Source organism: Streptomyces sp. NPDC031418 (assembly GCF_055581605.1).
The window spans coordinates 1-24326 of the sequence record NZ_JBVIJC010000025.1; the positions used below are offsets into that span (position 1 = coordinate 1).

The window sequence follows — 24326 nt, forward strand, 5'->3', positions numbered from 1 at the left end:
CTACGAGCGCAAGCCGGAACACTTCCTCGCCTTCACAGCCATCGCCGCGACCCTCATATGCCACCGCCGACTAGCCAAGTGAAATGACGTCTAAGGAGCCGCGGGCGGAGTGGCGCCTGTGGCACGAGGCGTCACAGGCAGGGCCTATGCTCCGCTGCTCGGTTACGGCGACTACGGGGTGCAGCCTCCAAGTGTCCTTGCGCAGGCTCCGGCACCCGGGAAGAAGGGTGGCCCGCCCTGGGGTGTGCTCCGCTACACCACCGGCAGCTCGTACGTCCTCGTCAGGACGATGACCGGGGGGCGCGACTGGATCGCCCTCAACGCGCTGCGGCCCGTCTGATCACCGAACTGCCCGAGTCCCGGGGAGCACAGGCTAGACAGGGCGAGGAATGGCTGAGCGAGTACGCGAACGGCCCGCTCTCGATGAGCGAGGGCGTGGGCGGACCCACGGAGTGGCTGCGCGCGGGAAACCTCCAGCACATGACCCACGTCGTACGGAGTCTGTCCGGCGACTGAGCGGGCCGCCGGGCCCGGTCGCCCGAACCGGGCCTCCCTGTCCGGGGGCTCAGCCGAACAGCGGTGCCAGCGCGGTCCCGCCCGCCAGGATTCGCCAGGCGGGCACCCGCACCGTCCGGCTCACCGGGCAGGCCTTGGCCCCACGTCCCCCGGAGGGCAGTCCGGTGAGCAGGTCACCTCGCGCGTGGATGAGCCGGAGGTGCCTCGCGGGGTCCTCGCCGGGCCTCGGTCCGTGGTCGATGAGCACCGCCGTGTTCTCGCCGGCGTCGGTGAACAGCAGGTCCACCGGGTGTCCGCCGACCAGCGCGGCCCGCTCCAGATCGGTGATGCCGCGTCCGGTGAGGTACCGCTGGAGGCGGTCGGCGAGGTCTTCACGGGCCTCGGTTACCGGGCCCCACGGGCCGGCCTCGGCCGTCGTGCCGTCGTCGCCCGCTCCCAGCGGCGCCGAGCGCGCGGCGAGGAGGGCTGGCAGGCCGCTCTGCTCCTGCCAGAAGGCGCGGCCGCCCACGGTGATCAGCTGCGACTTGGCCCGGGTGACCGCCACGTTCCACAGGTTGACCTGGCTCGCGACCCAGTGCGTCGTCCGGGGCGGTGTGTTGGGTGCCGCCACCGGGCTGAGCACCATCACGTCGCGCTGTCCGCCCTGGAAGGTGTGGACGGTGCCGACCCGCACCCGGTCGTCGTCCCGCCACATCCGGGCCAGTGTCTCCTTCTGCGCCCGGAACGGCGTGACCACTCCCACCGTCGCGTCCGGCGCGAGCCCTGCCAGCAGTCCGTCGACCACGCGCCGCACGGCCTCCGCCTCGGCCGCGTTCCGCCAGGACCGCCCGTCGCCGCCGCGCGCCGATTCCCCGGAGGGCACGTCGACCCAGCCGAGCACCGGCGCGGGGTCGGCCGCTCCGACCGGGTCGTGTGCCGGTACCTGCCGCCGGACGTCGGTCAGTACGCGCAGCCGGCCGCCGTAGCAGTGGCCGTTGACGACGTCCGCGATCCGCGGGTGGCAGCGGTAGTGCTCGTCGAGGAGCAGCGCGCCGTCGCCGTGCTGTTCGGCCGCGTGGTACGAGGAGTACACGTGGTAGGCGAGGCGGCGGTGCTCCAGTTGCGCGGCGCTCAGTCCGGCCCGCGTCCGTGCCTGCCTCTCCTGCTGGGGTGACACGCCGGGGATGTGCCCCAGCTGCATGGGGTCGCCGATGATCAGCGCCCGACGGGCCCGGAACAGCAGCGGCAGCACCGACGGGATGGAGCACTGGCTGGCCTCGTCGATGACGACGAGGTCGAACAGCTTAGGGGTGAGTTCGAGCTGCCGCACGGAGTGGGTGCTGACGGCCCATCCCTTGATGTGCGCCATCAGGTTCTTCTGGCTGCGCTGGTAGCCGGAGCGGCGGCGGAGCGCCTGGAGCCGCTGGTTCATGAGCCCGGTGGCCCGGTCTAGGGTCTCGGCGGACAGCGCGCGGGACAGTTCCGCCGACAGGCCGGACAGGGCCTCGGCCGTCGCAGCCCTGGACGCCTTGAGCCCGTCCTCGTCCCATTCCCCGTGTTCGCGGGCGAGTTCCCGTACTTCCCGCTCCACGGACACGATCCCGGCCAGGGACTCCAGCAGCTCCGGTGGCACGGGCCGTTCCGTCGCCCACCGGGGCCATGCCGGTCCGTGCCCCCCGGGGTGTTCCGCCACCGACGCCACCGCCGCGACCAGCGCGGCGAGCGCCCGGTCACGTCGCCACGCGCCGAGCTGCCACCAGCGGGCCCCGGCCGTCCTCCGTGCCCTGTCCGCCCACCGGTCCAGCGGGGCGAGGCCGTTCCCGTCCGCCGCCCAGGCCTCTGCGAGGAGGGTCTGGGGCAGCTCCAGGGCGGCGGTCCGCTTCTCGCGGTCGCGGAGGAGTGACAGCAGTCGCGTCTCCTCGGCCACGCGGTGGGCCGCCTCCGCCCGCAGCCGGTCCGCCGTCCTTCGGGTGTTGCGCAGTTCGCCGCCGATGGTGGCCGATCCGCGCCCCGGCGCCTCGACCGGTTCGGCGAGCAGCCGTTCCAGTTTGGCCGCCTCCCGTTCCAGCGCCTCCGCGTTGCCCGTGCGCATCAGCAGACCGGGCGCGATGTCGTCGCAGCGCTCGGCGACGACGTTCACGGCCTCGTTGTTCGTGGACGCGACCAGCACCGACTGCCCCGCCGCGACGCAGGTGGTGACGACGGCCGTGACGACCTCGCTCTTGCCCGTGCCGGGCGGCCCGGTCGCCACCGTCAGCGGCCGGGTCATCGCCGAGGAGATCACCTGTTCCTGGCTCTCGTTGCAGGGCCCGGGAGCGACGGGTGCCACCGGGTCCGCCGCGGTGGCGGTGATGGCCGGCGCCTGCCGGGCTCCGCCGCCCAGCAGCGCGTCCAGGGCGGTGCCCGCGATCTGCTCGGTCCGCGTGGAGATCTGGAGCAGGTTGTCCACCAGCGCCTGGGTGGCCATGGCCTCCGCGCCGGACGGCACCAGCAGCACGGCCGCGTTGTGCGCACCGGGCCGCAGTGCCTGCATGACCGTGCGGTCGCTGAGCGCGGAGGGGTCCAGCGGTTCGAGTTCTGGCACCCCCAGCTCGTCCAGCAACTCCCTGACGGCGCGCAGCATCTGGGCGTCGTTGCCCTCCTGCCAGGCCGGCTGCCAGCGGCCCACCAGGTCGGCGGCGTCCCCCGCGTCCAGGAGTTCGGAGACGACGCCGCTGTGCAGGGAGGGCACGCCGCTGGGCCGGAGGATGTCCCGGCCGTCCTCGTCCGGCGCCAGCTCCATCTGCTGGACGATCAGCGGTGCCAGTTCCATGGTCGCGCGCCGCCCCCGGCCGCCGTCCCGCGCGGGCAGCGTGATCGCCGGATACCCGTACCAGTACTCCTGCCGCGTCCCCGCCTCGGTGCCCGGCCCGGTCCGCCCGTTCTGAGGCCGGGGCAGCGATCCGGGTGCGACGATCTGCGGTCCGCGGCCCGACTGGATGGTCTCCTCGCCCTGGGCGAGCAGGAAGTACTTCTCGTTCCGGCCGCTATCGCGGTCGGGCCGCATACCGGCCGCCGCCTGCGCGGTGAGGCAGTCCGCGTAGTACCGCAGCAGCCGCTGCGCGTCGACGCCGTCCCGTTCGTCCGCCTCGGCCAGGGTCCGGGCCTTCAGTAGCGCGGGGGAGCGCCGGGCGGCTTCGTCGGCGTCGTGGGGCAGTGCGGGAAGCCGCACCGGTCGTGCCACCGACCGGGCGAAGGGGAGGCTGCGGGTGGCCCTGATCGTGGACTTGGTGGGCCGCTGCTCCTCCGGTACGCCGTCCCGGGTCATCTGCGCGGTCAGGTAGTCGAAGAGGTCATCCGGGGTGATCCAGCCGCCGTCCTTGATCCGGCCGTTGCGCAGCCCCTCGACGATCTCCCCGGTGAACCGGGAGGTGCCGAGACTCGACCCCGGCGGCGCCATGGCGGAGGCCGCCTGGAGGGCGTCGGACGCGGTGATGAAGTACACGCCGGTCGGCCGCAGCAGCGTGCTCGCCGCGGGCCGGTCCGGTTCCCCCGACGGTCCCTTGGCGGTCCAACCCTGGACGACGGAACCGCTGGAGCAGCAGTCCAGCAGTACCAGCTTGGAGGCGGCCCGGCAGGACTGGAGCATCCGCTCCAGGAACTCCGCCGGTACGGCCGTGCCCGGCAGGTCGGCAGGGTCGGTGTCCCGGGTCAGGAAGTAGAGCTGGCCGTCCTGCTCGCAGTACTCCCCGTGCCCGCTGAAGTAGAGCAGCGCGGTCTCACTGGGCTGCCGGGCCTCCAGGAACGTCTCCACGGCGTGCAGCATCTCCGCGCGCGTCGGCTCGGCGGCCACCGCGCACTCGTTGTACATGCCGATCTCGGTGTTCTCCAGGACGGCCCGCATGTAGTGCAGATCGGCGCGTACGGCCGGGAGGTCGGCGTACGCCTCGCTGTCGTACGTGGAGACGCCGACGAGTAAGGCGTGACGGTCGTTGTCGGTCATCGTCGCTCAGCCCGCCGTCGTGCCCTCGTCGCCGTCGTCCGCGAGGAACCGCTCGATCAGCGTGTCGTCCTCGCGGGCCTCCTTGCCGGTGATGTGCAGGACCGCGCCGTCTGGCCGCTTGACGAGGATGGTGCGCTGCGGGACCCGCGCCAGCCACGTCTGCACCAGCCCGACGACGAAAGAGCCGGCGCTCAGCAGCAGCCCGACGGTCTCGGTGGACGGGCCACCCTTGTCACCGGCTCCCACGGGGCCGCCGGGTGCGAGCAGGTCCAGCCTGGCCGTGGAATCTCCCTCGGTGAGAAGGGCGAGCAGTTCGCGTGCCTCCTTACGGGCGCGCAACGGGTCCTCGTCAATGACGGAGATTCGGTATCTGGTGTGGTTGTCCTGCATGGCGTACTCGTGCTCCCCGTGGGTTCAGCGGCTCCTTGCCGGGCGAACGACACTAGCGCCCGCCACTGACAGCGACGGTCCAATGAGCCTGACCTGCAAGGCCGTTGGCGTGAACCTGGTGGCCGATGGCCGAGTCCCGCACGTCTGACGCGCAGCCGAGTTCCGCCCAGACCCTCGTGCCCGGCGCGCCCTCGCATGAGGCGACCGTCCACCGCGTCGCCAGCCCGGCAACAATCAGCAGACGCCGGCCGGACTCCGCGTCGCCGGGCGGGTCCGCTGCCGAGAGGACAGGGACTCGTTCAGTCAGGGTGTCGGTGCCTTGACGCGCACGGTGTCGGTGCCGAGGGGCACGGAGGTGGAAACCCCGTCCGTCGACGTGCCCGTGCTGCACAGCGTTGGCGGTCAGTTCGGCGGTGATCAGGGGGAGGGTGTCGCTGACCCGGCGGCCATACGGGTGCCCACGCATCGAGCCGGTGGGAGACCAGTCTGCGGGCGAGGCGCGCGCCGCGCGGGGAAGGGTGAAGACGCGAGCTCGTGGCGGGGGCGGACCGTTTCGGCCTCGGCGCCGGAGACATGCACCTGTGGGGTGGAGATGGGGCTGTTTAGACTGTGTCCTATGTGGTGAGGCGGACGAGTCGCTGTAAGAAAGGCCAGGTAGTTGCGGGCGTTGCGCTCGTAGCGGGGGCTGAGGCGGCGGTAGCCGGACAGCCAGGACATGGTGCGCTCGATGACCCAGCGGCGTCGCCCTAATCGTTCGCTGGACTCGATGCCTTTGCGGGCGATACGCACTCCGATGCGCTTCCACCGCAACCTGCGCAGGTCGGCCCGGTCGTAGGCTTTGTCCGCATGCAGGCGTTGAGGCTTGAAGTACCGGCCCCTGTGAGGGTCGTGTCTCGTTTGATGCCCCTAGACCATGGGCTTCAGCCCTTCGCTGTCGTGGGTTTTTCCGCCGAGACGCCGACGAGGAGGGGTAGCCCGTTCGCGTCCGACAGGACGTGGATCTTGGAACCCGGCTTGCCCCGGTCCACGGGACTCGGACCTGTGTGTTCGCCCCCTTTTAGCCCTGACGTGGGCTGTGTTGAGGACGACGCGGGTGATGTCGAGGAGGCCGGCATCGTCGAGTTCGTGCAGCACGGCCTCGTACGGGCGACCCCAGACGCCGGCTCTCGACCGGATCAGGGACCGGCGGTGGGCGGTCGACTTCGAGATGCCGAAGCAGGGTGGCAGAGCACGGCATGCGCAACCGCTGACCAGGACGTAGACGACGGCCGCGAAGAGCGTCTCATCAGGCGTGTCCTGCGTTCTACCACCTTGCGGACGCACCCGTGACGGACGGATCAGCGGCTTCGCGATCTCCCACAGGCCGTCCGGAACTATCCAGCTCCACGTATCCCGCCCATGAACGGACCAACGACCGCCTCACCACATAGGACATTGTCTTACCCCCCAACCAGAGGCACGGGCAGTCGGTATGACGCTCGTCTGACGCTCCGGACGCACGCAGGGCAGGCAGCCGGGAAAAGGTTCTGGCCTGGTCCTTCACACGGACTCGCTCGGCCCACAAGATGACGGCTTCAGTTCCAGCCGAAAGTCCCAGAAATGTCCCAGAGGCGCCGCCACGCTCCCACTTTCCTTGCGTTCACGCAGCTCAGCAGGGGTGTGGCGGTGTCTCTTCTGAAGATTTTCAGATGTCCCGGAAGATCTCGATCTGCGCCCCCACGGAGTTCAGACGCTCGGCGAGGTCCTCGTAACCGCGGTTGATGACGTAGACGTTGCGCAGCACCGAGGTGCCCTCGGCGGCCATCATCGCCAGCAGGACGACCACGGCCGGGCGCAGTGCGGGCGGGCACATCATCTCCGCGGCGCGCCAGCGGGTCGGGCCCTCGACCAGGACCCGGTGCGGGTCCAGCAGCTGGAGGCGGCCGCCGAGGCGGTTGAGGTCGGTGAGGTAGATCGCGCGGTTGTCGTAGACCCAGTCGTGGATGAGGGTCTTGCCCTGCGCGGTGGCCGCGATCGCCGCGAAGAACGGGACGTTGTCGATGTTCAGGCCCGGGAAGGGCATGGGGTGGATCTTGTCGATCGGCGCCTCGAGCTTGGAGGGGCGGACCGTCAGGTCGACCAGGCGGGTGCGGCCGTTGTCCGCGAAGTACTCGGGCGACCGGTCGTGGTCGAGGCCCATCTCCTCCAGGACCGCCAGCTCGATCTCCAGGAACTCGATGGGGACGCGGCGCACGGTCAGTTCGGACTCGGTTACCACGGCGGCGGCCAGCAGGCTCATCGCCTCGACCGGGTCCTCGGAGGGGGAGTAGTCGACGTCGACGTCGATGTTCGGCACGCCGTGCACGGTCAGCGTGGTGGTGCCGATGCCCTCGACCTTGACGCCGAGGGCCTCCAGGAAGAAGCACAGGTCCTGGACCATGTAGTTGGAGGAGGCGTTGCGGATGACCGTCACGCCGTCGTGCCGGGCGGCGGCCAGCAGCGCGTTCTCGGTCACCGTGTCGCCGCGCTCGGTCAGGACGATCGGGCGGTCGGGGCGGACCGTGTGGTCGACCTGCGCGTGGTACTGGCCCTCGGTGGCCGCGATGTCCAGGCCGAACCGGCGCAGCGCGATCATGTGCGGCTCGATGGTCCGGGTGCCGAGGTCGCAGCCGCCCGCGTAGGGCAGCTTGAAGTGGTCCATGCGGTGCAGCAGCGGGCCCAGGAACATGATGATGGAGCGGGTGCGGACGGCGGCCTCCGCGTCGATCGCCGCCATCTCCAGCTCGGCCGGCGGTACCAGCTCCAGGTCCACGCCGTCGTTGATCCAGCGGGTGCGCACGCCGATGGAGTTGAGCACCTCCAGCAGGCGGTAGACCTCCTCGATCCGCGCGACCCGGCGCAGCACCGTACGGCCCTTGTTGAGCAGGGAGGCGCACAGCAGCGCCACGCAGGCGTTCTTGCTCGTCTTCACGTCGATGGCGCCGGACAGCCGGCGGCCGCCCACGACCCGCAGGTGCATCGGGCCCGCGTAGCCGAGCGACACGATCTCGCTGTCCAGGGCCTCACCGATGCGGGCGATCATCTCAAGGCTGATGTTCTGGTTGCCCCGCTCGATGCGGTTGACCGCGCTCTGGCTGGTGCCGAGGGCCTCCGCGAGCTGCGTCTGTGTCCAGCCCCGGTGTTGCCGGGCGTCACGGATGAGCTTGCCGATGCGTACGAGGTAGTCGTCTGCCATGAGGTTGAGGCTATCTCAGATATGAGATGGTGCCCGATCGGGGGGTCCATTCGGGTGACGACACGTCAGTGGCCTGGGGTGATGCGGGAGGTACCGGACGCTTCGGCCGATGTCCGGTACATCCGGATCGTATTGCTTCCGGGTGTTATCAGGCGGAAGATGGGTGCACGCGCGCGTACTGCTGCGTGAAGAGCAGATGCGGTTCGAAGGTGACGGCCGGGACGGCGCCGGACTCGTAGGGCGGTGTGGCGGCGCCGACCGTGTACTGGAACCGCTCGGTTCCGCCGGAGTCCTCGCGTATCTCCACCACGCCCGGTTCCGGGCAGTGCCACGAGAACTCCTCGGTGTCCTCGCTCAGCGCGTTGGCCACCGTCCCGCTGCCCCGGCCGTCCTCGCGGAACTCCAGCTCCGAGGCCTCCATGGCGCCGACGTCGAAGGGGGAGCTGTCCCAGCGGCCGATCAGTGCGGTGTCGAGATGCATGGCTTCATGATTCCCCGACCGGGGTGCGGGGGTGTCCGGGCATGACCATCGGGCGCCCATGTACTAGAGTTATCTCGACATCGAGATATCTGCCGAGGCGCACCGCAGCCGCCACTCCAGTAAGGGTCACCTAACTTAGCCTTACCTTAGCGGATCGGCCCAGCCGGCGTGGCGGCAGGATTGACGGTGGTACGCGCACATCAATGAAGGAGACTGTCGTGTCGGCGAACAGCTTCGACGCCCGCAGCACGCTGCACGTGGGCGACGAGTCGTACGAGATCTTCCGGCTGGACAAGGTGGAGGGCTCGGCCCGCCTGCCGTACAGCCTCAAGGTCCTGCTGGAGAACCTGCTCCGCACGGAGGACGGCGCGAACATCACCGCCGACCACATCCGTGCCCTCGGCGGCTGGGACTCCCAGGCCCAGCCCAGCCAGGAGATCCAGTTCACGCCGGCCCGCGTGATCATGCAGGACTTCACCGGCGTGCCGTGCGTCGTGGACCTCGCGACCATGCGTGAGGCCGTGAAGGAACTGGGCGGCGACCCCGCCAAGATCAACCCGCTGGCCCCCGCCGAGCTGGTCATCGACCACTCGGTCATCGCCGACAAGTTCGGCACCAACGACGCCTTCAAGCAGAACGTCGAGCTGGAGTACGGCCGCAACAAGGAGCGCTACCAGTTCCTGCGCTGGGGCCAGACCGCCTTCGACGAGTTCAAGGTCGTCCCGCCGGGCACCGGCATCGTCCACCAGGTGAACATCGAGCACCTGGCCCGTGTCGTGATGGTCCGCGACGGCAAGGCCTACCCGGACACCCTGGTCGGCACCGACTCGCACACCACCATGGTCAACGGCCTCGGCGTCCTCGGCTGGGGCGTCGGCGGCATCGAGGCCGAGGCCGCCATGCTCGGCCAGCCGGTCTCCATGCTGATCCCGCGCGTCGTCGGCTTCAAGCTGACCGGCCAGCTCCAGCCCGGCACCACCGCCACCGACCTCGTCCTCACCATCACCGAGATGCTGCGCAAGCACGGTGTGGTCGGCAAGTTCGTCGAGTTCTACGGCGAGGGTGTGGCCGCCACCTCCCTGGCCAACCGCGCCACCATCGGCAACATGTCGCCGGAGTTCGGCTCCACCGCCGCGATCTTCCCGATCGACGACGAGACCCTGAACTACCTGCGCCTGACCGGCCGTTCCGAGCAGCAGGTCGCGCTGGTCGAGGCCTACGCCAAGGAGCAGGGCCTCTGGCTGGACCCGAAGGCCGAGCCGGACTTCTCCGAGAAGCTCGAGCTGGACCTGTCCACGGTCGTCCCGTCCATCGCCGGCCCGAAGCGCCCGCAGGACCGCATCGTCCTCGCCAACGCCGCCGAGCAGTTCAAGCTGGACGTCCGCAACTACGTCGACGACGTCGACGAGGCGGGCAAGGAGTCCTTCCCGGCCTCCGACGCCCCGGCCGTCCACCCCAACGGCTTCCCGTCCAACCCGTGCCAGGTCACCGCCCCCGACGGCACGACCTACGAGCTGGACCACGGTGCGGTGACGGTCGCGGCCATCACCTCCTGCACCAACACCTCCAACCCGTACGTCATGATCGGCGCCGCCCTGGTCGCCAAGAAGGCGGTCGAGAAGGGCCTGACCCGCAAGCCGTGGGTCAAGTCCACCCTCGCCCCGGGCTCGAAGGTCGTCACCGACTACTTCGATAAGGCCGGCCTCACCCCGTACCTGGACAAGCTGGGCTTCAACCTCGTCGGCTACGGCTGCACCACCTGCATCGGCAACTCCGGCCCGCTGCCGGAGGAGGTCTCCAAGGCCGTCAACGACCACGACCTCGCCGTCACCTCGGTGCTGTCCGGCAACCGCAACTTCGAGGGCCGGATCAACCCCGACGTCAAGATGAACTACCTGGCGTCCCCGCCGCTGGTCGTCGCGTACGCCATCGCGGGCTCCATGAAGGTGGACATCACCCGTGACGCCCTGGGCACCGACCAGGACGGCAACCCGGTCTACCTGAAGGACATCTGGCCGACCGAGGCCGAGGTCAACGAGGTCGTGGCCGCCGCCATCGGCGAGGACATGTTCTCCAAGTCCTACCAGGACGTCTTCGCGGGCGACGCGCAGTGGCAGTCCCTCCCGGTCCCGACCGGCAACACCTTCGAGTGGGACCCGGAGTCCACCTACGTCCGCAAGCCCCCGTACTTCGAGGGCATGGGCATGGAGCCGGCCCCGGTCGAGGACATCGCCGGCGCCCGCGTCCTGGCCAAGCTCGGCGACTCGGTGACGACGGACCACATCTCGCCCGCCGGCGCCATCAAGGCCGACACCCCGGCCGGCAAGTACCTCACCGAGCACGGTGTGGAGCGTCGTGACTTCAACTCCTACGGCTCCCGCCGTGGCAACCACGAGGTCATGATCCGCGGTACGTTCGCCAACATCCGCCTGCGCAACCAGATCGCGCCGGGCACCGAGGGCGGCTACACCCGCGACTTCACCCAGCCCGACGCGCCGGTGTCGTTCATCTACGACGCCTCGCAGAACTACCAGGCCGCCGGCATCCCGCTGGTCGTCCTGGCCGGCAAGGAGTACGGCTCCGGCTCGTCCCGCGACTGGGCGGCCAAGGGCACCGCGCTCCTCGGCGTCAAGGCCGTCATCGCCGAGTCGTACGAGCGCATCCACCGCTCGAACCTCATCGGCATGGGCGTGCTCCCGCTCCAGTTCCCGGAGGGCGCCTCGGCCGAGTCCCTCGGCCTGACCGGCGAGGAGACCTTCTCCATCTCCGGCGTCACCGAGCTGAACAACGGCACCACGCCGCGCACGGTCAAGGTCACCACCGACACCGGTGTCGAGTTCGACGCGGTCGTCCGCATCGACACCCCCGGTGAGGCCGACTACTACCGCAACGGCGGCATCATGCAGTACGTGCTGCGCAGCCTGATCCGCAAGTAAGCGGCACGGCACAGCGGTCCAGGGCCGCATCCCCGACACCGGGGGTGCGGCCCTTCGCCGTACCCCGCGCACACCTAACGGTGCGGCGTCCGATGCCGCCGCACCGCCCGCACCGTCTCCTCCGCCTCGGCCTGCGGCACCGTCACGGCGATGCGGGCGAAGGGGGCGCCGGGCCGGAGGCCGACCAGGACGGCCGGTCCGCCGCTGCGCACCGCCACGAAGTCCCGTCCGGCGGGATGACGGCGCTCGCCCAGGCAGTGTGCCGGACGGTGGCTGCCGTTCACCGGCGTTCCGCGCAGCGTCCGCCACCAGTCGGGCTCGATCCGCGCGGCCTCCACCACCGTCCAGGGCAGCCGGATCGTGCCGCGCCGCGCCCGGAGCCGTTCGCTCCAGGACAGCCGCAGCACCAGTCCGCCGTCCTCGACGAGCAGCCGTGCCATGGCAGAACCTCCCTCCTCTCCAGTTTCCGCCGTCCAACCGGTGCACGGCCGTTTACACCGGAGGCCGTCGGCGCTAGCTTCCCAAGCAGTGGGGTGGGAGCGCTCCCATCGCTCGGTGGACCGGAACCCGCCACGCCTGGAGGCGGCCCACCCCACGGCCTCCCTTTTCCGTACGCGACCTCGACACCAAAGGCTGGTATGTCATGCTCGCGACAATCATGATCCCGGGTGCGCGATTACCGCGCCGCACCCGCCCGACCCGCCGCACACCCCTGCTCCTCGTCCTGCTGGCCCTGCTCACCGCCCTGCCCGCCCTCGGCCTCGTCGTCGCCGCCGGCACCCCGGCCTCGGCCCACGGCACGCCGATGAAGCCCGGCAGCCGGACCTTCCTGTGCTGGCAGGACGCGCTCACCGGCACCGGCGAGATCAAGCCCGTGAACCCGGCCTGCCGGGCGGCCCAGCAGACCGGCGGCACCACGCCCTTCTACAACTGGTTCTCGGTGCTGCGCTCCGACGGCGCCGGCCGCACCCGCGGCTTCGTCCCGGACGGCCGGCTGTGCAGCGGCGGCAACCCCGCCTTCGCCGGCTTCGACCTCGCCCGCGACGACTGGCCGGTGACCCATCTGACCGCCGGCGCCACCATCGACTTCTCCTACAACGCCTGGGCGGCCCACCCCGGTTGGTTCCGCGTCTACATCACCAAGGACACCTACGACCCGACCAAGCCGCTCACCTGGGACGACATGGAGGACCAGCCCTTCCTCACCGTCGACCACCCGCCGCTCCAAGGCACCCCCGGCACCGTCGACGGCCACTACTCCTGGACCGGCACGCTGCCCCGCGACAAGTCCGGACGGCACATCATCTACATGGTCTGGCAGCGCTCGGACAGCACCGAGACCTTCTACTCCTGCTCCGACGTGGTCTTCGACGGCGGCAACGGCGAGGTCACCGGCGTCCACGACCCCGGCCACCCCACCGAACCGCCGCCCGGCACCTGCACCGCCACCCGCACCACCACCGGCAGCTGGCCCGGCGGCTACCAGTCCCAGGTGACCGTCACCAACACCGGTGACGTCCCCATGCTCGGCTGGATGGTCGGCTGGACCCTGCCCTCCGGCCAGTCCGTGGCCAGTGTCTGGAACGGCAACGCCACCTACTCCGGACAGGACGTGATGGTCCACAACGCGGACTACGACGGCGCCCTGAGTCCGGGGCAGAGCACGACCTTCGGCTATGTCGTCCAGGGCGACGGCGCGGACGGCACCACGACCCTGCCCTGCCAGGTCGGCTGACCGGCGGCGGAGGTGCGGGAAGGACCGGCGAGCCCGCACCTCCGTGCCCACCGCGCCCCGGGACGGCCGCCCGAGTGAGCCCACCGGCGTGCCTGCGCGGCCGGACGCCCCGCCGCCGGTACCGGTGGCGCACGTGCGTCTCAGACCCGTGTCCCTGCTGCTGGCCGCGCTCCTCACGGCCGGTGCCACCACCCCCGCCCCGGCGGCGACCGCGGCCCGGCCCGCGCTCGTCGCCGACCCCACGGCGTACGTCGATCCACTGATCGGCACCCGCAACGGCGGCAACGTCTTCCCCGGCGCCGTCGTGCCCTTCGGCATGCTCTCCTGGAGCCCGGAGAACACCCGCGGCGACGCCACCCGGACCGCCGCCCCCGGTGGCTACCAGTACGACGCCACCCGCATCCGCGGCTTCAGCCTCACCCACCTGTCCGGCACCGGCTGCGCCGGCGGCAGTGGCGACATCCCCTTCTACCCGCACGCCGGCGAGGTCACCTCCTCCCCGGCGAGCGACACCGGCAACGCCGTCTACGCCTCCGACTTCCGCCACGGCGACGAGCGGGCCGAGCCCGGCCACTACGCGGTCCGCCTCGCCTCCGGAGCGGGCGCCGACCTCACCGCCACCGCACGCACCGGCTCCGGCCGCTTCACCTTCCCGGCCGGCAGGCCCGCCGCACTGCTCGTCCGCACCGCCGACTCCGAAGTGGGCTCGGCCGACTCGACCGTCCGGATCGACCCCGCCGGCCGCACCGTCTCCGGCTCCGTCACCTCCGGCAACTTCTGCGGCTACCTCGACCCGGAGGGCCGGCGCGCCTACTACACCCTGTACTTCACCGCGCACTTCGACCGCCCCTTCACCACCACCGGCACCTGGAAGGACGGCACGCTCGCCCCCGGCACCCGCCAGACCTCCGGCGGCACCGGCGGCTTCGCCCACGGCGGACGGCCGGTCCCGGGCAAGGGCGCCGGCGGATACGTGACGTTCGCGCCCGGCACCACGGCGGTGCACGTCAAGGTCGGCATCTCCTACGTCGGTCCGGCCGCGGCCGAGGCCAACCTCGCCGCGGAGAACCCGCCCGGCCGCTCCTTCGACGCCGTCCGGGAGGCGGCCCGCCGCGCCTGGCGGGACCGCCTCGCCGCCATCCGCGTCGGCGGCGGCACGGACGCCGAGCGGACCACCTTCTACACCGCGCTGTACCACGCGCTGCTGCATCCCGGCGTCATCAGCGACGCCGACCGCAGATACCGCGGCAGCGACGCCGAGGTGCACCCGGTGGGCCCCGGCCACCGCGCCCAGTACGGCACCTTCTCCGGCTGGGACGTCTACCGCGACCAGCTCCAGCTGCTCACCCTCCTCGACCCCCGCACCGGCTCCGACATCGCCCAGTCGCTGTACACCCTGGCCCGGCAGAACGGCGGCACCTGGGACCGCTGGCTGCACGGCGCGAGCGGCACCCATGTCATGAACGGCGACCCCGCGCCGACCGCGCTGGCCGGGATCCACGCCTTCGGCGGCACCGACTTCGATCTGAAGGGCGCGCTGGACTCTCTGGTGCGGGCGGCGACCGTACCCACACCGCAGGACCTGTCCGCCGCCGGGCGGCCGGTGCTCTCCGTCGGCCAGCGGCCCTCGCTCGACCGGTACCTCGCCCTGCACTACATGCCCAGCGCCTCCAACGCCTGGGGCGGTGCCGCCGAGACCCTGGAGATGTCCACGGCCGACTTCTCCCTCTCGCGGCTCGCCGCGGCCGCGGGCCGGCCGGACACGGCAGCCGCCTTCGCCCGGCGCGCCCAGTGGTGGCAGAACACCTTCGACATCGCCGCCGACCCCGGCGGCGGCTACATCGCCGACCGCAGGGCCGACGGCGGCTGGGTCACCGGCTTCACCCCCGGCACCGGCGCCGGCTTCGTGGAGGGCACGGCGGCCCAGTACACCTGGATGGTCCCGCACAACCCGGCCGGGCTGTTCGCCGCGATGGGCGGCCGAGGGAAGGCCCTCGCCCGGCTCGACGCCTTCTTCCACGACCCCGGCGGCGGCTGGGCCTTCACCGGCAGCGGCGGCACCCGGGCCGAGCTGGACAACGAGCCGTCGATCAACGTGCCCTACGTGTACGACTACGCCGGGGCCCCCTACCGCACGCAGCAGACCGTGCGCGCGGCGATGCGGCTGCTGTGGTCGGCCGCACCCGGCGGCATCCCGGGCAACGACGACCTCGGCGCCATGTCCTCCTGGTACGTCTTCGCCGCCCTCGGCATGTACCCCCAGGTGCCCTCGCGGGCCGAACTGGTCCTCGCCTCACCGCTGTTCCCGCGGATCGAGATCCACCGCCCGTACGGCAACGACATCTCCGTCCGCGCCCCGCGGGCGGCGGCCGACGCGCCCTACATTCGGTCCCTGAAGGTCGACGGTCGCGTCTCCCGGCGCCCGTGGCTGCCCGCGTCCTTCGTCCGGGACGGCGGCCGGCTCGACTACACGCTGTCCGCCACCCCCGACCGCACCTGGGGCGCGGACGCCCCGCCGCCGTCCTTCCGGGCGGGCGAGCAGCCGTACCAGTTCGCGGTGGGCCCCACCACCGCCACCCTGGCACCCGGCGGCAGGACCAGGATCGCCGTGCGCGCGCTGGCGCTGCGCGGCGGCGCCGGGCCCGGGGTGCGCTTCCGGGTGACGGCCCCGGCCGGTGTCACGGCCACCCCCACCGAGGGCACGGTGACCGGCGGCAGCCGGGAGATCACGCTCACCGCGGCCGAGGGCGCCGCCCAGGGCTTCGCCGACGTGCGGGTCACCCTCACCGCGGGGGACACGTCGTACACGCAGCCCGTCGCACTGACCGTGGCCGCGCCGGGCACCCTGCTCGCCGCCTACGACTCGACGGGCGTGTCCGACGACACCGGCGACCACACCGAGGCCGACTTCGACGGCGATGGCTTCAGCTACTCCCGGCAGGCCCTCGCCGCGGCCGGTCTGCGGGCCGGTGCGCACGGCACGGCCGGCGGGCTCGGGTTCGTCTGGCCGGACTCGCCCGCCGGCCGTCCCGACAACGCCTCGGCCCACGGCCAGACCATCGAACTCCCGCCCGGGACACGGGCGTTGGCCTTCGTCGGCGGTGCGGTCGACGGCGACCGGCGGGCCGCCGCGACCGTCACCTACAGCGACGGCACCACCGGCACCGCCGATCTGTCCTTCACCGACTGGACGGCCGACGGCGGCAGCGGCACCGTCCGGTACGGCAACGAGGTGGTCGCCAGGACGCCGTACCGCAATGCCGCGGGCTCCGGGCGGGACCCGGTGACCACGTACGTCCTGGCCACGACGCCGTACCGGGCGCCGCCCGGCAGGACGCTCAGGAGCGTACGGCTGCCGGACGACGCGGGCCTGCGTGTGTTCGCCCTGGCCACCGGCTGAGTGCCCGCACCAGGCGGCTCAGGCCAGCAGCTCCACCTCCGCCAGCGTCGACGCGCCGTCCAGGACCAGCCGGTACTTCGTCCAGAGGCCCGGCTCGGCGATGGTGAAGGCCCTGGTCTGCCGGTCCCAGGTGAACGTTTCGCCGGAGCGGTGGTCCAGGGTCTGCCAGGTGCTGCCGTCCGTCGAGCCCTGGAGGGTCCAGCCGGTCGGCGCCGTGCCGCGGTCCGTCGAGGAGGTCAGGGTGTACTGGACGGCCCGGGTGGCCTCCCCGACCGGCAGGTCCACCGAGGTGACCGTCGCGTCGGTCGCCGAGGTGTTGTCGAACAGGGCGCCGTCCCCCTTCAGCACGTCGGCGCGCGGGGCCGGCACCTTGTCGTCCTGGGTGACGGAGACGGGCGCCGCGTCCTCCCCGGTGCCCCAGGTGGACGGCTCGGCGCCCATGCGGAACTCCAGCACCCCACCCTGGGCCAGCAGCGAGTGGGGCAGCGATGTGGAGGTCCACGGGCGGCCGTTGAAGGTGACGCCCTGGACGTAGACGTTCCGCGCGCTGTTGGCCGGGGCCTTGACGACCAGGTCGTGGCCGTTCTCCAGGTGCACGGTGGCCTTCTTGAACAGCGGGGAGCCGATGGTGTAGTCGCCGCTGCCCATGACCAGGGGGTAGAAGCCGAGCGCGGAGAAGAGGTACCAGCCGGACTGCTCGCCGTTGTCCTCGTCGCCGTGGTAGCCCTGCCCGATCTCGCTGCCGAGGTAGAGCCGGGAGAGGATCTCGCGGACCGTCGCCTGCGTCTTCCAGGGCTCGTCGGCCGCGTCGTACATGTAGGCGATGTGGTGCGCGGGCTGGTTGGACTGACCGAGCATGCCCATCCGGACGTCCCGGGCCTCGGTCATCTCGTGGATGACGCCGCCGTAGGAGCCGACGAAGTCCGGCGAGGCCGTCTCCGGGGTGGCGAAGAACGCGTCGAGCTTGTCCGCGAGGCCCTGCCGGCCGCCGTACAGGTTGGCCAGGCCCCGGCTGTCCTGCGGGACGCTGAAGGCGTAGCCCCAGCCGTTGGTCTCCGTGTAGTCGTAGCCCCACACGCGCGGGTCGTACGACGCGGAGTCGACCCGCCGGCCGCCGTCCGGGTCGCGGCCCTGGAAGAAGCCCGCCCGGGGGTCGAACAGCCGCACATAGTCCCGGGCGCGGTTGAGGAAGTACGCGGACTCCTCCCGGTAGCGGCTCTCGCCCGTCCTGCGGTACAGCTCCTGGCCCATCCGGGCGATGCCGTAATCGTTGACATACCCCTCCATCGCCCAGGACAGGCCTTCGCCGGTGGCGGTGCTGGTGTAGCCGAGGAAGGGGGAGGTGGCCATGCCCTTGCGGCCCACCCCGGACATCGGCGGGACGACGGTGGCGTTCTTCAGGGCCGCCTCATACGCGGCCCGCGCGTCGAACTTCACGCCCTTGACGTAGGCGTCGGCGAAGGCCACGTCCGAGGAGGTGCCGGTCATCAGGTCGGCGTAGCCGGGGGAGGACCAGCGGGAGGTCCAGCCGCCGTCCTTGTACTGCTGTATGAACCCGTCCACCATCTCGCCCGCCTGGCCGGGGGTGAGCAGCGAGTAGGCCGGCCAGGTGGTCCGGTAGGTGTCCCAGAAGCCGTTGTTGACGTACACCTTCCCCTCGACGATCTTCGCGCCGGTGTGCGTCGGGGTGTCCTGGGCCGGCATGGGGGAGAAGGGCGAGGCGTACGCGTAGGCCCCGCCCACCTTCTCGAAGCCGGAGTTCGGATAGAGGAACAGCCGGTACATGCTGGAGTACAGCGTGGTCAGCTGGTCCGGGCTCGCGCCCTCCACCTCGACCCTGCCCAGCAGCCGGTCCCAGGTGCGCTGCGCGCGGTCCCGGACCGTGTCGAAGGAGGTGCCGTCCGGGATCTCCTGGCGCAGGTTGTCCTCCGCCTGGTCGACGCTGATGAGCGAGGTCGCCAGGCGCAGCGTGACGGTGTGGTCGGCGCCCGCGGCGAACCGCAGATAGCCCTTCACCCCGCTGGAGCCGCCGTCCGTGACCGGCTTGTCGAAGACGCCGTACAGGAACAGCCGGGTCGCGCCCGTGGACAGGCCCGACTTCACGTCCGAGTAGCCGGTGACGACCCCGTGCTCCTGGTCCAGGGTCAGGCCCGCCTGCTCGGTGACATTGTCGAAGAGCACGCTCGCGTCGTCACCGGGATAGGTGAAGCGCAGGACGGCCGCGTGGTCGGTCGGGGCCAGCTCGGCCTTGAGTCCGTTCTCGAAGCGGACGCCGTAGTAGTACGGCCGCGCGGTCTCGTTCTCGTGCCGGAACGGCAGCGCGCGCGCCGTCCGGCCGGTGGCGGGGGTGCCGTGCGCGGCCGAGGGCATCACCTGGAAGGTCTGCCGGTCGCCCATCCACGGGCTCGGCTCATGGCTCGCGCTGAACGCCTGGATGGTCGGCAGGTTGTCGGCGTTGTTCGCACGTGCGTATTCGTACAGCCAGCTCAGCGAGGACGCGTTGGTCACCGGCGTCCAGAAGTTGAAGCCGTGCGGCAGGGCCGTCGCCGGGAAGTCGTTGCCGCGCGAGAAGCTGCCGCTGGAGTTGGTGCCGCGGGTGGTCAGCGCATAGTCCGAGAGGTGTGCCTTCGGCGGCTGGGGCGGTACGGGACGCAGCGCGATGTCGTCGATCCAGCCGCGGAACTTCGCCGGGCCGTCGGGGGAGTCGTACGCCACCAGGATCCGGTCGACCGTCCGGCCGGCCGCCACCGAGCCGATCCGGGAGACCACGTTGTTCCACTGGTTGACGTACAGCGACTTCGAGGCGCCCTGCCCGCGCGGCGACAGCGGGAACCCGTGCTGGTCGAGCGCGCCCAGGTCGCTCAGATAGCTGCCGTCGGTGAAGGCCAGGTCCACGGAGACGTTCGTGGCGTCGTAGTCGCGGTCGCCGTCGGCCATCGACGGGAAGATCCGGTACGCCAGCTGGGTGTCGCCGCCGACCTTCACGTTCACGTCGAACACCTTGTTGTACGAGTAGGCGCGGCCGCCCGCGGTGTGCCGTCCGGCGTAACGCAGGGCCCGCTTTCCGGTGAACCCGGCGCGGGCCTTGGCCGTGGGGGAGCCGGTCGGGCCCTTGTCGACCAGGGTCAGCATGTCCTGCGGCACCGGGCCGCCCCCGCCGCCGGTGGAGAACTGCACGTCGGCGAGTTGGAGGATGCCGGTGGCGCCGTTGTTGCGGGTCACCTCCAGACGGAAGTGCTGGTACTCGGCCGGCTGGTCGAGGTCGTACGACTTCGTCTGGTACCGCTCGTCGAAGGTCTCGTCGGAGCGGGTGTCGACGGTCTTCCAGTCCTTGCCGTCGGTGGAGCCGAGCAGCGCCCAGTCGCGTGGGTCGCGTTCGGCGTAGTCGTTGGCCGAGGTGAGCGCGTAGGTCACCAGTTTGACCGGTTTGTCGAGGTCGAACTCCACCCATCCGGTGGATTCGAAGGTCAGCCACTTGGTGCCGGGCTCGCCGTCGGCGAGGTTCTCCTTGACCTCGCCCGCGCCCTTGTTCTCGCCGCTCGCCCGGATGTCGGTGACATGGTCGGTGACATTGCCCGGGATGCCGGTGCTGTAGCCGCCGTCCACGCCCGAGGCGCGTTTGCCGCCGTCGGGGCCGGTGTCGACGGTGTTGAGCCAGTCGGGTGCCGGATCGCCCGTCTCGAACGAGGATGCGAACTCGCGGTCGGGGACCGGGTCCTTGGCGGGCAGCGCGACCGCGGCGCCCTGGGCGCCGGCCGCCATGACAAAGGCGGCCGTGAGGACGACCGCCGGACCGTGTCTGTGCCGAGTTCTCCGCTGCATCTACGGATTCCCCTCCTGTGCCCCCTTGAGACAACGTTGTCAGCTTCGGGGCACGGAAACCAGTAGGTGGTCAAGTGGCCGTTGATGTCAAGGGCGTTGGGTGTGGCATTCAGGGACTTGTGTCGCGAGTTTTTCCACCCGGCCGGCCCTGGGGGTGCCAGATTTCCGCGAGGTCTCAACTCGGAAAAGACCCGGCGCCCGTACTGCATTCGATCTTGCTCAGCCGACCGGAAATGGACTATACCTGTCGGCGTTTCCAGCACGACCCTGCACGCTCCTGCATGACCCTGCACTACCCAGCACGACCAGCCCGCGGTGCCGGGGAGGATCCGGTTCACCGCCTGAGTCCTGGAGAAGGCGAGGACTTGAGCATGGGATCCACTTCCGAGCACGGCGTCGAGGGTGTCGGACGGCGCGAACTGATCAAGCGGTCTGCGGCGCTCGGCCTGGTCGCGGCACCGGGCATGGGCCTGCTGTCCGCGTGCGCCAGCAGCGGGGGCGGCGGCCAGAGCAAGGCCAAGGCCGGCGAGAAGACCGCCAAGAACCCGCTGGGCGTCAACGACAGCGCCAAGATGGAGTTCGTCCTCTTCGACGGCGGCTTCGGCAAGGAGTACGCCGAGGACGCGGTGAAGATCTACGAGAAGGACTTCCCCAAGGCCACGGTGAAGTTCGCCGCCACCCAGAAGATCCAGTCCACCCTCCAGCCCCGCTTCAACCAGGGCAACCCGCCGGACCTCATCGACAACTCCGGCGCCGAGCAGATGGACATGGGGGTGCTCGTCGGCAAGAACCAGCTGGCGGACCTCACCCCGCTGCTGGACGCGCCGTCGTACGACGACCCGAACAAGAAGGTCCGTGACACGCTGCGCCCCGGCATCGTGGAGATGGGCCAGTTCGACGGCAAGCCGGTGTGGGTCCTCTACTACGCCTACACGGTCTACGGCGTCTGGTACTCGCAGAAGGCCCTCGACTCGCTCGACGAGAAGTACCCGCAGACCTGGGACGAGATGCTGAAGGTCTGCGAGAAGGCCAAGAAGAAGGGCATGGCGGGCTGGACCTACGCGGGCAAGTACCCGTACTACATCCCCTTCTCGCTCTACCCGATGATCGGCAAGGTCGGCGGGCGCGAGGTGCTCGACGCCATCGACAACCTGGAGCCGGGAGCCTGGAAGCACCCGGCGGTCAAGGCGTGCTTCGAGGCGTACTACGAGCTGTACAAGAAGGGGTACATCCTCCGGGGGACCCCGGGCCTGGACCACATCCAGTCGCAGACCGCCTGGGCCGAGGGCAAGGCGCTGTTCATCCCGAACGGCTCCTGGGTGGAGAACGAGTCGGCCAACGTCATCCCGAAGGACTTCGACCTCGCGGTCTCGGCGCCCTCCGGCATCGACAGCTCCGACAAGCTGCCGTTCGGCACCATCTGGGCGTCCGGCGGCGAGCCGTTCGTCGTCCCGGCCAAGGCCGCGAACCCCGAGGGCGGCATGGAGCAGCTGCGCATCATGCTGTCGGAGGCATCCTCGAAGAACTTCACCGCCAAGGTGAAGTCGCTGACCGCCTACAACGGCGGCACCAGCGGCATCACCCTCACCCCGGGCCTGAAGTCGGGCGTGGCGGCCCTCCGGCTGGCCGGCTCCAACGTGGTGAATCCGCGGCTCCAGGACTGGTACGTGCAGTTGCAGAAGGAGAAGATCGGGGTGGCCGGTCTCGGCGAGATGATGGCGGGCCGGCTCACCCCGGCCGAGGCGATCAAGAAGATCCAGGGTTTCGCCGACGAAGCGGCCAAGGACAGCTCGATCAAGCACTACAAGCACCAGTAAGCGCCCCAGCAACCGCACCGGAGTGGCGATGCAGCACGGCAAGTACCGGTTCATCGTGGGGTTTCTGGCAGTGCCCCTGGGACTGTACGCGCTCTTCGTGGTGTGGCCGTTCATCCAGTCCATCTACTACTCGTTCACGGACTGGACCGGCCTGAGCCCCGAATTCAAGATGGTCGGCTTCCAGAACTACTCGAGAATGCTCGACGACGACATCTTCTGGAAGTCGCTGGAGCACAGTCTGCTGTTCGCTCTGGTGCTGCCCCTGGTGACGATCGGTCTGGCGCTGTTCTTCGCCTTCATGATCAATGTGGGCGGACGGCGGAGACGGGGCGGCCCCGTGATCTCGGGCGTGCGGGGTTCCGCCTTCTACAAGATCGTGTATTTCTTCCCGCAGGTACTGTCCATCGCGATCGTGGCGCTGCTGTTCCAGTTCGCGTACAACCCGGACAGCGGCGCGGTCAACTCCGTCCTGCGGGGGATCGGCCTCGGCTCCGTCCAGCCGCTCTGGCTGGGCGACCCCGATCTCGCACTGTGGTGTGTGATGGCGGTGCTCGTCTGGTCCACGGTCGGGTTCTTCGTGGTCCTGTTCTCCGCGGGCATGGCCTCGATCCCGGCCGAGCTGTACGAGGCGGCGCTGCTGGACGGGGCGAGCCGGGCCACCACGTTCTTCCGGCTCACCCTGCCGCTGCTGTGGGACACCGTGCAGTCCGGCTGGGTGTACATGGGCATCCTCGCGCTCGGCGCCGAGTCCTTCGCGGTCGTGCAGATCATGACGACCGGACCGGGCGGGCCCGACTACTCGACCACCGTGTTGGTCCTGTACGTGTACCAGAAGGCGTTCCGGGACGGTCAGGCCGCCTACGCCACCACCATCGGCGTCGCCCTGCTCGTGGTCACGCTCGCCTTCGCGGCGATCGTGATGAAGCTGGGCCGTCGCGAGCGGCTGGAGTTCTGAAGCGATGAAGACGACCGAGACCCCCGCCCCGCTGCCGGCCGAGTCCGGCGCGACCGTCTCCAAGGCCGACGTCCCGCCGCCGCGGCCCGCCCGTCCGCAGCGGGAGGGCGGTGTCCTCAACGCCTTCTCCCACGGGGTGCTGGTCATCTGGGCGATCATGGTGGTGATGCCGCTGCTGTGGGCGGTGATGACCTCCTTCAAGGACGACCGCTCGATCTTCAGCTCGCCCTGGGCCCTGCCGCACACGCTGCACTTCGACAACTGGGCCAGGGCCTGGACCGACGCCAACATGAGCGACTACTTCCTCAACACCGTCCTGGTGGTGGGCGGCTCGCTCGTCGGCACGCTGGTGCTCGGCTCGATGGCGGCCTATGTCCTGGCCCGCTTCGACTTCCCGGGCAACCGGTTCATCTACTTCCTGTTCGTCGGCGGCATGAGCTTCCCGATCATGCTGGCGCTGGTCCCGCTGTTCTTCGTGGTCAACAACATGGGCCTGCTGAACACGCTCCACGGCCTGATCCTGGTCTACATCGCGTATTCGCTGCCGTTCACGGTGTTCTTCCTGACGGCCTTCTTCCGTACGCTGCCCACCTCGGTGGCGGAGGCCGCCTTCGTGGACGGAGCTTCGCATACGCGAACGTTCTTCCAGATCATGCTCCCGATGGCCAAGCCCGGCCTGATCAGCGTGGGGATCTTCAACTTCCTCGGCCAGTGGAACCAGTACATGCTGCCTACGGTGCTCAACACGGACCCCGACAAGCACGTCCTCACCCAGGGTCTGGTCCAGCTGGCGGTCAGCCAGGGCTACAAGGGTGACTGGTCCGGCCTGTTCGCGGGCCTGGTGATGGCCATGCTGCCGGTGCTCGGGGCGTACATCGTCTTCCAGCGCCAGGTGGTCCAGGGGCTGACCGCGGGGGCGCTGAAGTAGCCCCGGGGGCCGCTGCGGGGTAACACCCAGCGATCGCTCGTACGCACGCCGCTTCCCTTCGGGGGCGGCGTGCACGCGTATGTCCGGGTCCCCGGAAACGGTTCAACCTCTTGACGGAAGGCGACCCGAACAGCTCAGCTTAGAGTTCACTAGTTGGACATACGCGGGGCC

The 24326-nt window shown here is 70.4% G+C and carries 14 protein-coding genes and 1 pseudogene; 8 read left to right on the forward strand and 7 right to left on the reverse strand.

The genetic code is table 11. The features are described from left to right. Positions 1-118: 118 nt before the first annotated feature. Positions 119-340 carry a beta family protein gene (locus ACZ5CZ_RS30975; RefSeq protein ID WP_468947604.1) on the forward strand — a complete coding sequence of 74 codons (222 nt, stop codon included), beginning with the start codon at positions 119-121 and terminating at the stop codon, positions 338-340. Positions 341-348: 8 nt separating this feature from the next. After that, positions 349-516, forward strand: a complete 168-nt coding sequence (locus ACZ5CZ_RS30980) for a hypothetical protein (RefSeq protein ID WP_468947739.1) — start codon at positions 349-351, stop codon at positions 514-516. Between the two features lie 49 nt (positions 517-565). Here ACZ5CZ_RS30980 and ACZ5CZ_RS30985 read toward each other — a convergent pair whose 3' ends face one another. The 5 genes and pseudogenes from ACZ5CZ_RS30985 to ACZ5CZ_RS31005 form a co-directional block, all read right to left on the reverse strand. Next, positions 566-4477, reverse strand: a complete 3912-nt coding sequence (locus ACZ5CZ_RS30985; protein WP_468947605.1) for a caspase, EACC1-associated type — start codon at positions 4475-4477, stop codon at positions 566-568. Positions 4478-4483: 6 nt separating this feature from the next. Then, positions 4484-4867 (reverse strand): effector-associated constant component EACC1, encoded by a 384-nt coding sequence (locus tag ACZ5CZ_RS30990; protein WP_468947606.1) that lies wholly within the window; start codon positions 4865-4867, stop codon positions 4484-4486. 642 nt (positions 4868-5509) lie between these two features. Continuing rightward, a pseudogene (locus ACZ5CZ_RS30995) lies at positions 5510-6244 on the reverse strand (IS5 family transposase); the annotation flags it as partial. A gap of 307 nt (positions 6245-6551) precedes the next feature. Continuing rightward, positions 6552-8081, reverse strand: a complete 1530-nt coding sequence (locus ACZ5CZ_RS31000) for a helix-turn-helix domain-containing protein (protein WP_385840560.1) — start codon at positions 8079-8081, stop codon at positions 6552-6554. Positions 8082-8229: 148 nt separating this feature from the next. Then, on the reverse strand, positions 8230-8562 hold the full coding sequence (locus ACZ5CZ_RS31005; RefSeq protein WP_468947608.1) for a hypothetical protein: 333 nt from the start codon (positions 8560-8562) through the stop codon (positions 8230-8232). Positions 8563-8780: 218 nt separating this feature from the next. On the opposite strand from ACZ5CZ_RS31005, the gene acnA reads away from it, so the two are divergent. Continuing rightward, a complete protein-coding gene (gene acnA / locus ACZ5CZ_RS31010) occupies positions 8781-11498 on the forward strand; it encodes an aconitate hydratase AcnA (RefSeq protein WP_468947610.1) in 2718 nt (905 codons plus the stop codon). A gap of 74 nt (positions 11499-11572) precedes the next feature. On the opposite strand, the gene ACZ5CZ_RS31015 is transcribed toward acnA, so the two are convergent. After that, on the reverse strand, positions 11573-11938 hold the full coding sequence (locus ACZ5CZ_RS31015; protein ID WP_468947612.1) for a hypothetical protein: 366 nt from the start codon (positions 11936-11938) through the stop codon (positions 11573-11575). A gap of 218 nt (positions 11939-12156) precedes the next feature. Here ACZ5CZ_RS31015 and ACZ5CZ_RS31020 point away from each other — a divergent pair, with 218 nt between their 5' ends. Both ACZ5CZ_RS31020 and ACZ5CZ_RS31025 read left to right on the forward strand, forming a co-directional pair. Then, the gene (locus ACZ5CZ_RS31020; protein WP_468947741.1) at positions 12157-13233 is read left to right on the forward strand and encodes a lytic polysaccharide monooxygenase auxiliary activity family 9 protein; all 1077 of its coding nucleotides are present in this window, start codon (positions 12157-12159) and stop codon (positions 13231-13233) included. Between the two features lie 133 nt (positions 13234-13366). Further along, positions 13367-16633: a GH92 family glycosyl hydrolase gene (locus ACZ5CZ_RS31025; RefSeq protein ID WP_468947614.1), complete on the forward strand. Its 3267-nt coding sequence runs from the start codon at positions 13367-13369 to the stop codon at positions 16631-16633. A gap of 18 nt (positions 16634-16651) precedes the next feature. Here the strand turns inward: ACZ5CZ_RS31025 and ACZ5CZ_RS31030 are convergent, their stop codons facing one another. Then, positions 16652-20455 carry a GH92 family glycosyl hydrolase gene (locus tag ACZ5CZ_RS31030; RefSeq protein WP_468947616.1) on the reverse strand — a complete coding sequence of 1268 codons (3804 nt, stop codon included), beginning with the start codon at positions 20453-20455 and terminating at the stop codon, positions 16652-16654. A 371-nt stretch (positions 20456-20826) separates the two neighbouring features. On the opposite strand from ACZ5CZ_RS31030, the gene ngcE reads away from it, so the two are divergent. Genes ngcE through ACZ5CZ_RS31045 form a run of 3 tightly spaced genes read left to right on the forward strand, consistent with a single transcriptional unit; the run spans position 20827 to position 24155 of the window. Beyond that, entirely contained in the window at positions 20827-22272 is a 1446-nt protein-coding gene (gene ngcE / locus ACZ5CZ_RS31035) for an N-acetylglucosamine/diacetylchitobiose ABC transporter substrate-binding protein (RefSeq protein ID WP_385840567.1), read from the forward strand. A gap of 28 nt (positions 22273-22300) precedes the next feature. After that, the gene (locus ACZ5CZ_RS31040) at positions 22301-23227 is read left to right on the forward strand and encodes a carbohydrate ABC transporter permease (RefSeq protein ID WP_385840569.1); all 927 of its coding nucleotides are present in this window, start codon (positions 22301-22303) and stop codon (positions 23225-23227) included. 4 nt (positions 23228-23231) lie between these two features. Next, a complete protein-coding gene (locus ACZ5CZ_RS31045; protein ID WP_385840570.1) occupies positions 23232-24155 on the forward strand; it encodes a carbohydrate ABC transporter permease in 924 nt (307 codons plus the stop codon). The last annotated feature ends 171 nt before the right edge of the window (positions 24156-24326 follow it).

Excerpts from the sequence above, each read along its gene's own strand:
- ngcE (WP_385840567.1), top strand. The coding sequence starts at position 20,827 with ATGGGATCCACTTCCGAGCACGGCGTCGAGGGTGTCGGACGGCGCGAA.
- ACZ5CZ_RS30990 (WP_468947606.1), bottom strand. The coding sequence starts at position 4,867 with ATGCAGGACAACCACACCAGATACCGAATCTCCGTCATTGACGAGGAC.
- ACZ5CZ_RS31005 (WP_468947608.1), bottom strand. The coding sequence starts at position 8,562 with ATGCATCTCGACACCGCACTGATCGGCCGCTGGGACAGCTCCCCCTTC.
- ACZ5CZ_RS31020 (WP_468947741.1), top strand. The coding sequence starts at position 12,157 with ATGATCCCGGGTGCGCGATTACCGCGCCGCACCCGCCCGACCCGCCGC.
- ACZ5CZ_RS31015 (WP_468947612.1), bottom strand. The coding sequence starts at position 11,938 with ATGGCACGGCTGCTCGTCGAGGACGGCGGACTGGTGCTGCGGCTGTCC.
- ACZ5CZ_RS31030 (WP_468947616.1), bottom strand. The coding sequence starts at position 20,455 with ATGCAGCGGAGAACTCGGCACAGACACGGTCCGGCGGTCGTCCTCACG.
- ACZ5CZ_RS31045 (WP_385840570.1), top strand. The coding sequence starts at position 23,232 with ATGAAGACGACCGAGACCCCCGCCCCGCTGCCGGCCGAGTCCGGCGCG.
- ACZ5CZ_RS31000 (WP_385840560.1), bottom strand. The coding sequence starts at position 8,081 with ATGGCAGACGACTACCTCGTACGCATCGGCAAGCTCATCCGTGACGCC.
- ACZ5CZ_RS31040 (WP_385840569.1), top strand. The coding sequence starts at position 22,301 with ATGCAGCACGGCAAGTACCGGTTCATCGTGGGGTTTCTGGCAGTGCCC.
- ACZ5CZ_RS30985 (WP_468947605.1), bottom strand. The coding sequence starts at position 4,477 with ATGACCGACAACGACCGTCACGCCTTACTCGTCGGCGTCTCCACGTAC.